At 40.2% G+C, this 15,378-nt stretch carries 14 protein-coding genes and 1 pseudogene; 10 read left to right on the top strand and 5 right to left on the bottom strand.

The annotated features are described in order from the left end of the window. Positions 1-3 precede the first annotated feature (3 nt). Entirely contained in the window at positions 4-927 is a 924-nt protein-coding gene (locus M5V91_RS09625) for a sensor histidine kinase (RefSeq protein WP_500797317.1), read from the bottom strand. A 161-nt stretch (positions 928-1,088) separates the two neighbouring features. On the opposite strand from M5V91_RS09625, the pseudogene M5V91_RS09620 reads away from it, so the two are divergent. The 5 genes and pseudogenes from M5V91_RS09620 (at position 1,089) to M5V91_RS09600 (ending at position 5,054) form a co-directional block, all read left to right on the top strand. Beyond that, positions 1,089-1,321: pseudogene (locus tag M5V91_RS09620) on the top strand (hypothetical protein). A gap of 166 nt (positions 1,322-1,487) precedes the next feature. Continuing rightward, positions 1,488-2,168, top strand: a complete 681-nt coding sequence (locus tag M5V91_RS09615) for a helix-turn-helix transcriptional regulator (protein WP_226280769.1) — start codon at positions 1,488-1,490, stop codon at positions 2,166-2,168. 85 nt (positions 2,169-2,253) lie between these two features. Continuing rightward, complete coding sequence (gene sdaAB, locus M5V91_RS09610; protein WP_009334776.1) at positions 2,254-2,916, top strand: L-serine ammonia-lyase, iron-sulfur-dependent subunit beta; 663 nt, start codon at positions 2,254-2,256, stop codon at positions 2,914-2,916. Between the two features lie 34 nt (positions 2,917-2,950). Continuing rightward, positions 2,951-3,826, top strand: a complete 876-nt coding sequence (sdaAA, locus tag M5V91_RS09605; protein WP_034297166.1) for an L-serine ammonia-lyase, iron-sulfur-dependent, subunit alpha — start codon at positions 2,951-2,953, stop codon at positions 3,824-3,826. Positions 3,827-3,938: 112 nt separating this feature from the next. Further along, positions 3,939-5,054, top strand: a complete 1,116-nt coding sequence (locus M5V91_RS09600) for a thermonuclease family protein (protein WP_083390498.1) — start codon at positions 3,939-3,941, stop codon at positions 5,052-5,054. Between the two features lie 116 nt (positions 5,055-5,170). On the opposite strand, the gene cypC is transcribed toward M5V91_RS09600, so the two are convergent. Continuing rightward, positions 5,171-6,424 carry a CYP152 family fatty-acid peroxygenase CypC gene (gene cypC / locus M5V91_RS09595; RefSeq protein WP_071157794.1) on the bottom strand — a complete coding sequence of 418 codons (1,254 nt, stop codon included), beginning with the start codon at positions 6,422-6,424 and terminating at the stop codon, positions 5,171-5,173. Positions 6,425-6,691: 267 nt separating this feature from the next. Continuing rightward, complete coding sequence (locus tag M5V91_RS09590; protein ID WP_009334772.1) at positions 6,692-6,922, bottom strand: hypothetical protein; 231 nt, start codon at positions 6,920-6,922, stop codon at positions 6,692-6,694. A 168-nt stretch (positions 6,923-7,090) separates the two neighbouring features. Here M5V91_RS09590 and M5V91_RS09585 point away from each other — a divergent pair, with 168 nt between their 5' ends. The 3 genes from M5V91_RS09585 (at position 7,091) to M5V91_RS09575 (ending at position 9,521) form a co-directional block, all read left to right on the top strand. Beyond that, positions 7,091-8,044 (top strand): Gfo/Idh/MocA family protein, encoded by a 954-nt coding sequence (locus tag M5V91_RS09585; protein WP_009334771.1) that lies wholly within the window; start codon positions 7,091-7,093, stop codon positions 8,042-8,044. Positions 8,045-8,235: 191 nt separating this feature from the next. Next, positions 8,236-8,955 carry a YebC/PmpR family DNA-binding transcriptional regulator gene (locus tag M5V91_RS09580; protein ID WP_009334770.1) on the top strand — a complete coding sequence of 240 codons (720 nt, stop codon included), beginning with the start codon at positions 8,236-8,238 and terminating at the stop codon, positions 8,953-8,955. 374 nt (positions 8,956-9,329) lie between these two features. After that, positions 9,330-9,521, top strand: a complete 192-nt coding sequence (locus tag M5V91_RS09575; RefSeq protein WP_009334768.1) for a hypothetical protein — start codon at positions 9,330-9,332, stop codon at positions 9,519-9,521. 52 nt (positions 9,522-9,573) lie between these two features. Here M5V91_RS09575 and srtD read toward each other — a convergent pair whose 3' ends face one another. Both srtD and M5V91_RS09565 read right to left on the bottom strand, forming a co-directional pair. Then, positions 9,574-10,170, bottom strand: coding sequence for a class D sortase, LPxTATN-specific (gene srtD / locus M5V91_RS09570; RefSeq protein WP_009334767.1), 597 nt, complete (start codon positions 10,168-10,170; stop codon positions 9,574-9,576). Beyond that, the gene (locus tag M5V91_RS09565) at positions 10,167-11,351 is read right to left on the bottom strand and encodes a processed acidic surface protein (RefSeq protein WP_071157792.1); all 1,185 of its coding nucleotides are present in this window, start codon (positions 11,349-11,351) and stop codon (positions 10,167-10,169) included. Before M5V91_RS09565 ends, srtD begins: the two co-directional genes overlap by 4 nt. Positions 11,352-11,711: 360 nt before the next feature. Between M5V91_RS09565 and M5V91_RS09560 the strand changes: the two genes are divergently transcribed. Then, positions 11,712-11,963 carry a hypothetical protein gene (locus M5V91_RS09560; RefSeq protein WP_284522048.1) on the top strand — a complete coding sequence of 84 codons (252 nt, stop codon included), beginning with the start codon at positions 11,712-11,714 and terminating at the stop codon, positions 11,961-11,963. Then, on the top strand, positions 11,929-15,096 hold the full coding sequence (locus tag M5V91_RS09555; protein ID WP_284522047.1) for a hypothetical protein: 3,168 nt from the start codon (positions 11,929-11,931) through the stop codon (positions 15,094-15,096). The genes M5V91_RS09560 and M5V91_RS09555 overlap by 35 nt, the downstream gene beginning before the upstream one ends. Positions 15,097-15,378 lie beyond the last annotated feature (282 nt).

The following is a 15,378-nucleotide window of genomic DNA, read 5'->3' as shown; positions in this document are numbered from 1 at the left end:
AGGTCAATAGATCTTTTTTATATCAAAGGTATTTTTATCAATTTTAGCCAAATCGAAAAGATTCTTAACCATATCTGAAAGCCGGTTGGTTTCCTCCAGAATAATTGATAAATATTGATTTCTTTCTTCCGGGCTCAGGTTCCGCTTCTGAACTATATCCGCATACCCCTTTATATAAGTAAGAGGAGTGCGAAGTTCGTGCGATATACTGGATAAAAATTCATTGCGTTCTTCTCTGAGATAATTCAGGTCATCCGCCAATAACTGAATGGACCGAGCTAAATCCCCAAGTTCATCGTCACCGGTTTTAGGAAGGGAAACTGAAAAATCACCGCTGCTAATTTGTGAGGTGGCTTCCTTCATTTTAATCAGCGGTTTTGCCAGTGCCTTTGATAAAAAGATGATGATAGTAATGGTAAAAATGACGGCAATGAAACCGGCGATTAAAAATTGTTCATTTAAGCGTGAAATTAACGACTGAATCCAAGCTGTATCCTGAAACATATATACATGGCCAGTCAGCACTCCATTCTGATCGATCGGGCTGACTGTTGAGATATAATCTTCCTCTTTCCAATTGTCCTCGATGGTTATGCCTTCCCTTATAGAAGATATTAGCGGCCTTTCTATGTACTTTTGGATCAAACTGCTATCAACAGAAGCACCAAGGATCTCATTATTCGTATTTGTAATAACTACATCTGTATTTGCTTCAGATTCCATCAGAGCCACATGGGAAATCGTATTTTCATCAAAATGCTTTTCGAGTATAGCACGGTGTGAATTGCCGCGTGTCTGCAGAGCTATCAGCTCTTCCTCCACACGTGATTCAACAAGGGTACTATGTAAAAAGAAGAACATAATTGTTTCAAGCCCAAAAAGGATCAGAAAGAACAACAGGCCCAGCTTCATGGAAAGTTTATTCAAAGAACTCACTCATTTCAAATCAATTAATTCTATTATAGTCGAAATGTTTGAAGAAACTATGCAGAAGAGGTATATGTTTTAATAGGACTGTAGAAGGTAAAATAGAATAATGATTTATCATAATGAAAAAAGTAAGTAACAGTCATACTGGAGGTTTTTTTATGAGTGAATGTAAACTGGATCACACACCGGAAGATGTACAAAATAAGTTTGAACAGCAGAAAGAATTTCTGCCGGACGATATGAGTTCTTTGTTTCAATCTTTTTTTCAGGAGGAACATACACAGGATATTTTAAATGAGGTATTCCATTTACTGAAAAATTTGATCTTGCTTCCGAGGAGGAACGAACTGAGCGAGTCAACAGGCTTTATCTTGTATTAAAAAATGTATAATATAGAATTGCCGCATCTGATTTATTGTTGCGGCAATTTTTTATGTGTCTTACAATTTTTTTGTAGCTATTAAAATTTTATTTTAACAATGTATGTTTTTATGTTAATATGAAATTATAAAGAAATATAGAGTAGTATAATAATGAAAGCGATTTCACAAAAGGGAGTGACAAAGTTGAAGGAATGCCATAGACCTGTTTTTGACTTGGCGATCCGAACCGCAGATATGCTGGTTCGAATGTTTGGTTCCCGCTGTGAAGTGGCCGTGCACGATTTCAGCGACTTAAAAAAATCGCTTATTCATATAGCAGGAGATATAACGGACAGGAAAATCGGCTCACCCATTACAGATCTTGTATTGAATGAATTAGCCAAACATAAAAACGAAGTTAATGATATAGCCAATTATAAAACACAATCCAAAAAAGGGAATGTCATGAAATCATCCACGATTTTTCTGCGTGATGATGAAAATAAAGTAATTGGTGCATTGTGCCTTAATTATGATATTAGTCTGCTCATGCAATTTGGAGGAGAGATTGAAGAGTTTATCAGCTTTGATGAACATTCTTCTAAATCGGAGACCTTTTTTAATTCCGTCCAGGATGTTATTCACGAGATGGTGGATCAAGTACTTCAAGGCTTTAGGAAGGCACCTTCATTGATGACGCTCGAAGAAAAAGTTGAATGTGTCCGCCAGCTTGAAGATAAAGGGACATTCCTCATTAAAGGGGCAACTGATTATGTTGCATCTGTGCTTGGGGTTTCCAAATTCACCATCTATAATTACCTGCAGAAAATCAGAACGATTAATGAGCTGCAGCCGGAAGCTGTGGAGCATAAATAAATAATTTTGAGGAAAAGCCTGCTTGCTGTAATTTTCATTGCAGCTATATGAATTAAAAGACCTTAAAAGTAAAGGGGCATAAAAAATGAAATACAGATCCGCGTTTGATATTATTGGACCGGTTATGATCGGACCTTCAAGTTCACATACAGCCGGAGCTGCACGCATTGGGCGTGTTGCCCGGACTCTTTTCGGAAAACAGCCGTCCAAAGCCGAGATTTCTTTATACGGTTCTTTTGCAAAAACCTATAAAGGACATGGTACGGATGTTGCCATTGTTGGCGGAATCCTCGACTTTGATACTTTTGACGAGCGAATTCCTTCTGCTCTTCAATTAGCTGAAGAAGCAGGGATTGAAGTCATTTTTACAGTTGAAGATACCGTTACAGACCATCCTAATACTGTACGGGTCAAGCTTACCGAAGGAGATCGTGACCTTGAACTTGTGGGGATATCCATCGGCGGCGGGACAATAGAAATAACCGAACTGAATTCTTTTGAACTAAAGTTATCTGGCGAACATCCTGCCATTTTAGTTGTGCATAACGATCAGTTTGGAGTTATTTCCGCTGTTACGAATATTTTATCAAAGCACCAGATTAATATTGGACATATGGAAGTTTCACGCAAGGAAAAAGGGAAAATGGCAATTATGGTCATTGAAGTGGATCAGAAGATCGGCCATGATGTGATGACAGAGCTTGAAGGGCTTCCGAATATCACTCAAATTATCAGAATGGTTGACTAATAGTTAGCTGGTCATCAGGAGGGAAAGTCTAATGTTGTTTAGAAATGTTGCTGAGCTTGTTGAGCTCGCTGAAAATAAAGGTGTAAAAATTGCTGAAATCATGATTCAGCAGGAGATAGAAGTAACTGGTTTGACTCGTGATGAAATTATCGCCAAAATGGACCGCAATTTGACAGTCATGGAACAGGCTGTCGAGAGAGGACTGAAAGGTGTCACGTCTGTTACGGGTCTGACTGGCGGTGATGCAGTCCTTCTGCAAAAGTACATTCAGAGCGGAAAGGCTTTATCAGGAAATATTTTATTGGATGCTGTCAGCAAAGCAGTTGCAACCAATGAAGTGAACGCTGCAATGGGTACAATCTGTGCCACCCCTACAGCAGGTTCGGCTGGCGTGGTGCCAGGCACACTGTTCGCTGTAAAAGAAGTTCTCAATCCAACACGAATGGAAATGATAGAATTTCTGTTTACTTCAGCAGCATTTGGCTTTGTGGTGGCAAACAATGCCTCCATATCCGGTGCAGCAGGAGGATGTCAGGCTGAGGTAGGGTCTGCAAGCGGCATGGCGGCAGCATCTATTGTAGAAATGGCAGGCGGGACACCAAAACAGGCGGCTGAAGCGATGGCAATAACACTTAAAAACATGCTGGGCCTTGTTTGTGATCCAGTTGCGGGACTAGTAGAAGTTCCATGTGTAAAGCGAAATGCCATGGGTGCTTCCAACGCCATGACAGCAGCAGACATGGCCCTCGCCGGAATTACAAGCAGAATTCCATGTGATGAAGTCATCAACGCAATGTTCCTTATCGGGCAATCCATGCCTTCAGCACTCAGGGAAACAGCTGAGGGAGGGCTGGCTGCCACGCCAACCGGAAGAAGACTGCAGGAAGAGATCTTTGGGAAAAAACAGTAAATTAGTTTATTGGGTTATAACACCAATTCTTTAGTGAATTGGTGTTTATAATTATGTGGAAAAAAGTTTATGCTAATTTAGGTTAACTTTAAAAAGGGGAGAGAAAAAGAGTTTGAAAGTTATAAGATGGACTATTATCACTATTGCTATTGTGTTTATGCTGTTACTGGGAATTGCAGCTCCTGCCGCATTTATTGGGTTAGCTGTCTTTCTTATTGGATTATATTTAAATAATCAGTATCGAAAATATAAGATAAATTTCAAAAGATCTGGCTGGATTATGGCTGCAGGTTTTGTGTTATCCATTTTTTTAGCAACTGCAGATTCAGATGCAACAGAAACTGTAAATGAGCCTGAGAAAAAACAAATAGTAACAGATCAGAGTGAAGCAGGTAAGGCTGAAGAAGAAAAGCTTGCTGAAGAGAAGGCTAAAGAAGAGAAAGCCAAAAAGCAGGCAGAGGAGCAAGCCCGGCTGGAAGCAGAACAGGTAGAAAAACAGAAACAAGAAGAGGCTGAAAAGCAAAAACAGGAACAGGATCAAAATCAGGCTGCAGAGAGCTTGGGCCTGGAACTAGTTACCGTTGGCAGAGTAGTAGACGGTGATACAATTGAAACATCAGACGGGAGGAAAGTCCGCCTGATTGGAGTGAACACTCCCGAATCAACAACGAGAGTGGAAGAATACGGAAAAGAAGCAAGCCAATTTACCACATCTGAGCTGTCTGGCAAGAAAATCTGGATGCAAAAGGATGTCTCTGACACAGACCGGTATGGCCGCCTGCTTAGAATTGTTTGGGTGGACATCCCCACTGATGATATGGACGAAAATGAAATACGTGAAAAAATGTTCAATGCACACTTGGTTCTGAATGGTTATGCCGAGCCATCCACCTATAATCCTGATGTAAAATACAGTGAATACTTCAGAGAATTTGGAAGGGAAGCAAGGGAAGCCAATAAAGGGTTATGGGCTCTCGGGGATGAGGGAACAACTAAAGGGGACCTGGATTCTGCAGCAGCCAGCAGTTCTTCGTCAAGTTCGGGGAATGCCAGCGGAAGCGGGTCGAATGACAGCAGTGGGACAGCCAGCAGTACAGGCAGCAGCACTGAGTCCTACCAAAACTGTACCGAGTTAAGGAAGGTATATCCAAGTGGTGTGCCTTCTACACATCCTGCCTATGACTCAAAACATGATAGAGACAAGGACAATTATGCCTGTGAACGCTGATTAACTTTAAGCAATTATTAACCTGCATCCACTTATATTAAAGTTCAACTGCTTAATAGCGAAATAACCATATTAAGAGGCATCCTGTCATTTTAATAAGCAGGATGCCCCTATTTTTACTTCTTTCTAATATTATCCATGACAAATCCGCTTTCTGGCAATGAAGGCATTCGGGACAGGCTGAAGTTTAAATTTTGAACTGGAACATTGTAGTTTAAAAAATTCACCAGAAAATTTATACTCGTTTTTATAATCTCAACCGTAATGCCCTCACCTGGACAGCGGTGTCCTTTGGCAGGATCGCCACCGCCCTGGGGAATAAAATCGAAAAGGCTTCCATCCCAATCTTTAAATCTTTCTGGCCTGAATTCATTCGGTGACGACCAAAGCCGCTCATCATGGTTTGTACCATACATATCAAGCAGCACAAGCATTCCTTCTGTGATCTCAGCTTCTTTCCATGTGAAATTCTTTCTGGCCCTTGCACCAAGGAAAGGACCAAACGGATAATAGCGTCTTACTTCCTGAGCAAACATCTCAAGATATTCCGGAGGCCCGGATTGCAGCTGCTGTTTCACTTCCGGATATTCATGTACAGCAACGGCAGCGAAGACAATAAAGGTTGCAGTGGCCACAATTGGACGCAGCACATTAATTAATTCAACCGAAGCCATCTGAACATCAAGCTGTCTGCCGTTAAGTTCTTTGTGAAAAGCCATTTCATACAGTGCGGAACCTTTTTCTGCACTGTATGTACCATTGCGTACACCTTCCATAATCGATTTTACCCATTCTTCCGTACGGGATCGAGCTCTCCGGCCTTTCCAGTGACGAGGCCCTGCAGCACCAAAAGCATCAACCATCGCATAAAAATCTTCAGCACGCTCCTCTAATTCCGATTCCTTAAGGGGGACTCCTGCCCACTTGCATGCAATGCGGGTTAATAGCTTTTTCGCCTCATCAAAAAGAACGACATGCTTGGCTCCTTCCCATTTTGGGATTAATGCTTCCCACTCCTGTATGGCAAGCTTGGTGAGCCTTTTTTGATGTGGAGGTGTCATTAGTGACATGAACAGAAGCTTTCTGTGAATATGTGCTTCACCATCCATCGACTGAATAGCATTTTCGCCAAAAAGTGACTTCTGTATCCTTTTGGGCGCAGCACCTTTTCGCTGGAATAGACTGTCATCATAAAATACCTTTGCAGCTTCTTCTCCGCTTATACAAAGAACTTTTTCGCCCAGCAGGCGTGCTTCAAATAGATCAGATTGGTACTTTTCTGTTCTGTTTTTAATGAATAGATACCCTTCCTGTAATAATGTGAGGCTGTTATCAAGGTTTTTGTCATGGGGGATGTTACGATTAGTCATCTATCAATACTCCTTGTCTCAATATTATTAATCCATTCTTTTAGGCTATTTACTTAATTTCATTTCTTTAAACCTGTTCAGGATCCAGCATTATAATATTAAATATGTATACAGGGGGGATAATGGATAGATTCGGCTGCAGGTAAATGATTACTGGTTATCCTGCAGGCAGCGATCTGCCTGATTGAAGCAGAAAGATAAGGGTAGTGTCATAAAGCTTTAATAGACGGATCCAAAAATAAAGAACACTGGCTCCTGCCCAGTGTTCTATGAGGTTCTTTTATGATGGTCATTCAATTTAATAAGGGAACCTCTTTTAATCCAATAATGAAAATTATCTGCCGGGAAAACACCGCGTCCATTTGACCTGTCCATCTGGATGACAACGCTGTTCTGAGTCACCTCTAAAATTCTAAGTGTTTGGGAACGGTTAAGATTCGGCGCGAAAGTACTTTTGATTTCAAATTGCATGTCCTTATCAAGGTTCAATGATGACACCTCCTAATGCTTAATTATTTTTAATGTCCCCATTCATTGTCTTTCTATCCAATTATTGGCCAGTATATTTTTGTTTATTAACTTATTAGAGAATTTGCAACTTTAGAATTTTTATAATAAACTGTATAATTCAATTGAGAACTATGAAATTAAACAAGCAGGTGAAGTATGTTGAAGGAAAAGATTAAAGTTGGATTAATAGGAATGGGTGCCGTAGGGGAAAGGATACTGCGTCAATTTCGGCAGCATGAGGAGTTTGAGATTGCAGCGCTTTGTGATCGAAAAGCCGATCGATTAGATAAATTTAAAGCTGAGCTGCCAGATGCAGCGATACATACAAATCATTTCGATCTGCTCAAGGACGAAACGATAAAACTCATCTATTTAGGTGTTCCGCCAAAATGGCATCATTCAATTAGCATGGATATTATAAAGAGCGGCAAGCATCTTCTTTGTGAAAAGCCCCTGGCCAATTCCATTGAAGAGGCGAAGGAAATGTATGAAGCTGCTGAAAATGCAGGAATCATCCATACCATGAATTTTCCAATGGCATACAGCCCAGCCTTTAAAATGTTTAGGGAAAAGATACAGAATGGTGAACTGGGTGAGATTAAGAAGGTAGAACTGCACCTGCAATTTACACAATGGCCGCGTGAATGGCAGCAGAACGATTGGATTTCCAGCAGGGAACAGGGAGGCTTTATCCGGGAAGTAGCTCCTCACTTTGTTCATATGATTCTGGACACCTTCGGAGAGCTGCTCCATGTCCGTTCTTTTGTGGAATATCCGGATAATGAACATCTATGTGAAACCAGCTTTACCACATCATTGAAGCTTTCAGGCGGCATTCCTGTTCTATTAAACGGTATAGCGGGAATTGGACAAAAAGAACATCTGTCTTTTAAGGTTTTTGGTGAAAAGGGCACGTTGGATATGCAGAACTGGAGTGTTCTTGTACAGAGTACGTCCGAAAACAGCGGAGAAATTTTAAGGCTTGATGAGCCGGAAAACAGTCTGCCTGCAGAACTCTGCAAAGCAATAAGAGGAGAACACGCATTATTGGTTTCCTTTAAAGAAGGGTATCAGGTGCAGAAGGTACTGGAAAAAATCCTATTAAGCTAATTAGAGGCACATTTGTGTCTCTTTTTTATTTATCGTTACCCTGGAAGTCCCATGCTTCTTCTTATGAAACAATACTCGAAAAAATCAGGTGTTTTAATGTATAATAATCAGGTGAGAGTTCTTCCCAGTAAAGAAGACTCTATTACTAATCATAAATTTCATAGATCCAAAGTTGAAAGAGAGTGGGACATATGGGCCGTAAATGGAACAATATTAAAGAAAAGAAAGCATCAAAAGACGCAAATACGAGCCGTGTATATTCCAAGTTTGCACTTGAAATATATGTGGTTGCCAAGCAAGGGGAGCCTGATCCGGAAGCAAACCAGGCTTTAAAATTTGTGCTCGAACGTGCAAAAACATATAACGTGCCAAGAAATATCATTGATCGTGCAATTGAAAAAGCAAAAGGCGGAGCGGAAGAAAACTATGATGAGCTTCGCTATGAAGGATTCGGGCCTAGCGGATCCATGATAATAGTCGATGCATTGACTAATAACGTAAATCGCACAGCTTCTAACGTACGTGCTGCATTCGGAAAAAATGGCGGGAATATGGGCGTGAGCGGATCCGTTTCCTATATGTTCGACTCAACCGCAGTTATCGGCATTGAAGGCAAATCGGAGGAAGAAGTCCTGGAAATCCTGATGGAAGCAGACGTAGATGCACGTGATATTCTGGAAGAAGATGATACGGTAATCATTTATGCAGAACCCGATCAGTTTCATGCAGTTCAGGAAGCATTCAAGTCAGCAGGCATCAATGAGTTTGCTGTTGCTGAATTAACAATGCTCCCGCAAAATGAAGTCACCCTTGAGGCTGATGCACAGGCTCAATTTGAAAAGCTGATTGACGCCCTTGAAGATCTGGAAGATGTCCAGAGAGTTTATCATAATGCAGACCTAGGTGAATAATAGAGAAAGAGAAGTCCACTTAATTGCTGGACTTCTTTTTTGTAAAATAATTTTATTATGTAAACTAATAAATCCAGTATAAAGTATTATGCATATGGAAAAAAAGGAATACTGGATTATCAAATTGAATTCACTCTCTTTTGCAAAACTGCTGAAAAAAATATGGTTTTATGGTGATATCAGCCGATATCTGTCGAATAGCAATTTGCTATTAAGTGCTATCTCCTTGCCGAATGTAAGTATTGTCCCTAATTTCCCATCCAAAGATACATTGGAGTTAAGTCTGACTAATGGAAAATAACTGCAATAGAAATTTCTGTGTTTAAATACTGTGTACACGGGAACTTGAATGGGGAAAGGAGAGTTAAGCACACATGAATACGTTTAAGGTTATTTATACTTTTGAAAAAGGTGTTACCGTAACAGAAGAGGTTGAAGCAGAAAATAAATCCGAAGTAATTGGAAGCATTAAAGACCTGGAAGGATTTGTAGAACTAACATGTACTGAAGGCCACTACCATCGATTTGATTTTGCAGATGTAAAGTTAGTCACAATTACAGAATAAAAGGAAGGCCAAAAACGGCCTCCTCTAAAAGCCCGCCTGGTTAGCGGGTTTTTCATTTTCTTACAAGATCTCCAATGAGGATATATCTCTGTGGTGCATCGCCAATAAAGTCAAAAGGATAACAGGTTGTGACAGTAAGAGTTGCTCTCGGCTTAGGTACAATTACGGTTCTGTCGTCTGCATCGACGATTCTTACTTTACGAACTTTATAGGTAAATTCACCAGCAGAAGTGTTCACGACAAGCAAATCGCCAATGTCTACTTCTCCAAGTTTGCGAAAGACTGTATCCCGGTGGCCGGAAAGGACTGAATTGTCTTCTTCTCCTGGAAGGACGCTGCCGGCATAATGGCCAACACCCTTTTCTAACTCATCTTCGTCCGTACCATGGAAGATTGGAAGATGGGCCGATATTTTAGGTATTGATAGTACGCCCATTTCTTCTCCCATTTCAGGACGGACAGTGTATAGGCTATGCTGTTCCGTTTTTTGTTCAGTCTTCACATCTGTTTTTCCAGTGCTGGAGGGATCTATATGGGCTGAAGTTTTTTGGCTATTCAAATATGGCATAAAATTTGAAGCGGCAATCCAAATTCCACCCAAAATAAACGTTAGACCAATAGCTCCTTTTAATGTAAGTTTCCTTTTCACGCAGCTCTCACTTTCCGTCTGTGTAAAATGGCCATCCCTATAAGGATCAGACCGATGCCTGCTAATACTCCTTCAATATAGTTGCCTGCTGTGTTTGGCAGTTTTCCGCCTTTTACAGTTTTTGGGTGTTTGGAAACTGGTTTGACTTTAGCAGGACCCTGCTTTTTGATAACAGTTTCCGCCTGATTCAAATCAGTCACTGTGTCTTCAATTAGCTCTGAACTGAACATCTCAGCTGTAATAATCATATCTGCCAGGAACTGGCCTTGAGTATTATAAAGTTCAATAAGCAGGTCATGGCCTTTTGTTTCTTCCAAAGCAACCATTTCAGCTGTTGTTAAATGGGTTTTTTCGCCATCTTTCACAAGATAAAACTCGGCATCAAGCTGGAATAGATCCATCATTTCCTGCATAATGCTGATAAGTTCAGCTATTTCTGCTTCTGTTAAATCCCCGGCACTATCAAACTCGCCAAATGCCATTAAACGGCTTTCAAGGTCCATCATTTTATCAAGCAAGTCTGGGTTCTCGAAATCCAAAGTCATAAAATGTGCAAATAATGCTTCAAGTTCTTCATCGGTAAGATCTATATCTGCGAGTATTTGGTTCATTTCGTCTTCACCAGGCAATTCATCTCCACCTAAATAAATGGAAACCATGATATCAAGGTCCTCAATATATTCGTAGTTTTCAAGGGAGTCATCGTTCTCCTCAAGCAGGGAAATGAGCTCTTCTTTTGTAAGCCCGTAATCATTTAATAGCTGCTTAAGAGTTTCTTCGTTAATTTCAGTGCCTGTATATGTTAAAAAAGATACAGTGGAATCTAGGGCATCAATATATCGGAAAACATCCCGAACATCATCAGTCGTTTCCATTTCTCCATTCTCCGCAAGCAGTGCCACTAACTCTTCCTCATTTTCAAAAACATATTCAGCTAAGAGCTGCTGGAGATTTTCTTCCGTAATAGGCTCACCCAGATATTCGATCATTTCCTCCAACGTATCGAAATCTTCGATATTCATATCCCAAAAATATTCCAGGTGGTCAATTAATCCTTCTTCAGACCAATTTGTTTCCTTAACGAATTCAGCCACTTCATCTTCACTTGGTGCTGCAAGGCTGACAGCCGGAAACAAACTTAACAATAAGATGGACGCAATAATTATACTTAGTCTTTTCAATGATAGTTCCTCCATATAAGTAATAATTTCTAGAATAATATAATGGAAAAAATATTTTCCGGATAGAATTGTTATTTAACATTTTATTAGATATAATATTTGGATTTTTTTGCAGCAGAAAGGGACGGGGAAAACGCAGGTTAATCAAGGGGTTTAAAAATTGGAGTGGGATAATTTGGGCCAGAAGCGCGCGCGGAGCTCCTTAAAATCCCATTTCTTCCTGTAATTAAATAATATTTATATAAACATCCTTGAGAAGTAACAAATGCCAAAACAGGGATTGATTAATTAGTTTAAAATGTGTAAAATTACACTAATAGAAACAATCGAATATTATTCGATTTAAAAGAGGTGGACCCCTTGAAGCCCGAAACAGAAAAATATCATCAGAACATATTTCAAGTTGAACTTACGAAATTGAAAGATAAAGATTATATAACATCAGAACATTATGAAATCACCTTGAAAGCCCACCATCAGTACTATCAGGACCTTGAAGAGCTGAAGCAGTTGCAGGTTAAGGCAGCAAAAGCTGCAGAAGAAATCAAGCAAAAGCCCATTCAGACGGCAAAAAACAGTGAAAAAGAAATTATCTCAGGAAGAAATCCGTGAAAGAAACATTTCCTGGCTGCTGAATGTTGGAGTCATCCTGCTCCTTATCGGCGGACTTTTTGTGGCAACAAGCAATTGGGATACAATGTCAAATTTCATGAAAAGTGCATCCATTGCTGTTGTTTCACTTATTTTCTATGGCTTTGCCTTTATTTCGGGTAAGGTATTAAAGATAGAAAGAACGTCGTTTGCTTTTATTGTTCTAGGGAGTTTATTCTTGCCAATATTTATTTTATCCATAGGCTGGTTTCAATTGCTTGGCCCTTATCTTTCTTTTTATGGGGAAGGACGCTTTATACTCGGAGCAGCTGGCAGTTTACTGGTCGTTCCAGTATACAGTATATTTGCACAGAAGCTGGGCTCACGTCTTTTTGTATGGTTTGCTTATATTGCCCTGTCTGCTGGGGCAGGTTATACCCTGGCAGCATTCAATCTTGAAAATGACAGTTTTTATCTTGGTTTGATAATTTTCAATGCGCTGCTATCTGCAGCCTATCATCGCCTGAAAAAACAGGCTTCCCTTAAACTGTTTTCGGGAGAATTGATTTACTTTGCTCAAATCAATTTAGTAATCTCTACATTATTGATGCTTGTATTTTTCAATAGCCATGTTTTATACAGTCTGAATATTCTGCTGACGGCAGCCGTTTACTTATCAATGGTGTATGTAACAGGCAGGAAGGAGTTTCATTTTGTCTTCAGCTTACTGATTGTCTATGGTGCCTATCAGCTGATTGAAAATACGATTCTACATTTGGCAGGACCAGTTTTATTTGCGCTTATAGGGATTGGTTTTCTGTTTGTTCCTAGAGTTATGGATAAGCACTATTCCTGGGATAAGATATTTAGACTGACCAGTGCAGCGGTTTCCATACTTGCTTTTCTCTATATTTCAGTTGAAGGTCTCCTGTTAATGGCCGGCGAACCCTCTGCAGCACTGCTGCTGGCTTACATTATTCTTGCGGTGCAGTTTCTATATTTGGCAAATGTTATGGAAAACGGGCTATTTGCTTACTTGGCACCCGTGTTTTTAGCCTCTGCTCTATTTGAACTAGTATTAATGCTGGATAAAGCCGCCCCGTTCAATAATCTATCTTTACCTGTTTTCTTCATTGGCTTTGTGCTTTTTATAAGTTTAGGGTATCTGCTGAAGTATCCGCTCTTAAAAGTGGTGGAATCAAGCTCACGAGATGTGGCTGTTAGTATTATGTTATTTTCAGTTGTGACTGCAGCAGGATTTCTTGATTGGCTCGCTGCAGGCTCCATGCTATTAATCTTTAGCTTTGTCATGTACCTCATGAATAAGGCTGAAAATAGGGTTTTTTATACAGAAGCAATTCCTTGGGCCATTCCTTTGTCAATCGGGTTTGCCTTTATGTTTTATGGTGAACATCTGCGAAGCTGCTCAAGCTTTTATCAGAATGAGTTAGGTATGGCCATGAATACCGTAATGGCAAGTATTGCCCTGCTTATCCTTTATGGCGCTCTTTCTAAGAAAGGGCACAAAACTCAAGCCGGAAACGTGTTTTTAATCTCATTGGGATTTTATACAATCTCACTATTTACAGCAGTTGCTTTGTCAATCAATGAAGTCTGGATGAGACCGGCAGTATTTATAGGCGGCATTATGATGTATCTTGCCCTGTATCGATTCCATAAACAAAGCTGGATTCCGTTTGTGTCAGCATCGATTTCACTTTTTGCTTATTTTATGATCTTGATTGGTTTGCCATTTAACTTTACATTTTTTAATTGGGTGCAATTTCCCCTAGGGGCATGGATCCTGCTTGGTGCGGCTTTCTATATTTCTAATAAAGACTTTGTCCTGTCAAGAGGGTTCAGCTGGATTGGCCATATTTTCATGCCGTTTGCCATGATCCTGACATTTTTTATCTATAGGGAAAATAGTTTCTGGTCCTTCCTGGTCACCCTGGCAGCCTATTGGATCAGTTTCAGGGTTTCTTTTAAAGAGTGGAAGGTAAAGATATTCCTCTACAGCTCATTCTTAACTTTGTTCATGGTAATCTTAACGGGAATGAATCATGTATGGGAAGAGAACTTCAGTGAGTATGCCGTTCTTTTAGTCAGCTGTGCCGTATTCTTATTCTGGCTAACCGGAAAAACTCAAGATAAAATGAGAAGTGTTTACTTTCTTATACCCTGGTCTGTGATTGGGATCCTGGCATTTTTAACTTCATATCCCTTTGGGGATGTGCCGTTTTTCGTTTCTATTATCTATTCTGCAGGATTAATCGTATATTTGCATAGAACTAAACTTGATATATTGACTGCAGTTCCATTGTTATTAATATGTACGGCAGTACTCAAATTCCTGTTCATTAACGGAATCGCTCCAGATATGAAAATTTTGGTTGTAGCTGGTTTCGGCCTGGCATCGGCAATCATCGGCAAAATGGTATATGCCAAAATTCTTATGAATAAAAAAGCTGATAGCTACACTATTTTCTCGCTGTTATTTTTCCTTACCGCCTATCTTTTTCCGGCAGTTTCCCTATGGGCGGAAGTTCTCCCTGGCCTCCTGATCAGCACACTTTTATTTTTACAGAGGGGCAGAATGGCATCAAAATACGTATGGCTGCCTGGATTGCTGTCGGGAGCGGTATTGCTGGAGCCTTATTATAGTTTACTAAAGAATATTGAGCTGCCGGACCTTTTCATAAGGGAGGCATACGTGCTTCCATGGATTATCCTGATTATTTTTGTCAAGAAAGTGCTTAAAGGGCAATACGCAGCACCGACTAACAAAATTCAGTGGGCAGTTCTAATAACGGTTTCCCTGCTGCTTGTACAGGATGGCCTTGCCAGCAATACGGTTTATGATGCACTTATAGTTGGCACGCTCTCCCTGATTTCAATGCTAGCTGGCTCCTTCTGGAGAATAAAGTCCTATTTCTTTGTTGGATCTGGGGTACTGCTCCTGAATGTGCTGCTGCAAACAAGACCTTATTGGGGAAATCTTCCTTGGTGGGCGTATCTTTTAATTGCAGGATCTATCCTCATTTCTGCAGCAAGCTATAATGAATGGCAGAAGCAAAAGACAGCTAAAGGTGAGGAGCCTTTAATATCTAAATGGAAAAATAGCATAAAGAATAAATTAAAAGAATGGTCCTAAGAAAGTTAACCTAGCCCTCGGGCTAGGTCTTTTTATTAATTCAGATTGTATAAATTTGTACGTCGATAACTGTCTAGCTCCAGCGCCTACCCCTCGAGGTCACAAGCCAATCCTCCCAAAAAGGCAAAAAACGCCTTTCCGGAAGGCTCGTCTTGTGCTTGTCGGTGGTGGGCAAGGCGCTTCCGCTTTTAAAATAAATGAGTAAATTTTCAGAAAATAAGTTGACTTTTTCCTGTTTACACGGTATCTTTGTGTTAAACATATAACACTTATTTTATCTGA

Origin of the sequence: Cytobacillus pseudoceanisediminis (assembly GCF_023516215.1) — a bacterium.
GTDB classification, from domain to species: domain Bacteria; phylum Bacillota; class Bacilli; order Bacillales; family Cytobacillaceae; genus Cytobacillus; species Cytobacillus pseudoceanisediminis.
Note: the sequence above shows the minus strand (reverse complement) of the source record. Positions and strands in the feature narration are given on the sequence as shown.

Coding starts and splice junctions, on each gene's coding strand:
- M5V91_RS09580 (WP_009334770.1), top strand. CDS start 8,236: ATGGGCCGTAAATGGAACAATATTAAAGAAAAGAAAGCATCAAAAGAC.
- cypC (WP_071157794.1), bottom strand. CDS start 6,424: ATGACTAATCGTAACATCCCCCATGACAAAAACCTTGATAACAGCCTC.
- M5V91_RS09585 (WP_009334771.1), top strand. CDS start 7,091: ATGTTGAAGGAAAAGATTAAAGTTGGATTAATAGGAATGGGTGCCGTA.
- sdaAB (WP_009334776.1), top strand. CDS start 2,254: ATGAAATACAGATCCGCGTTTGATATTATTGGACCGGTTATGATCGGA.
- M5V91_RS09575 (WP_009334768.1), top strand. CDS start 9,330: ATGAATACGTTTAAGGTTATTTATACTTTTGAAAAAGGTGTTACCGTA.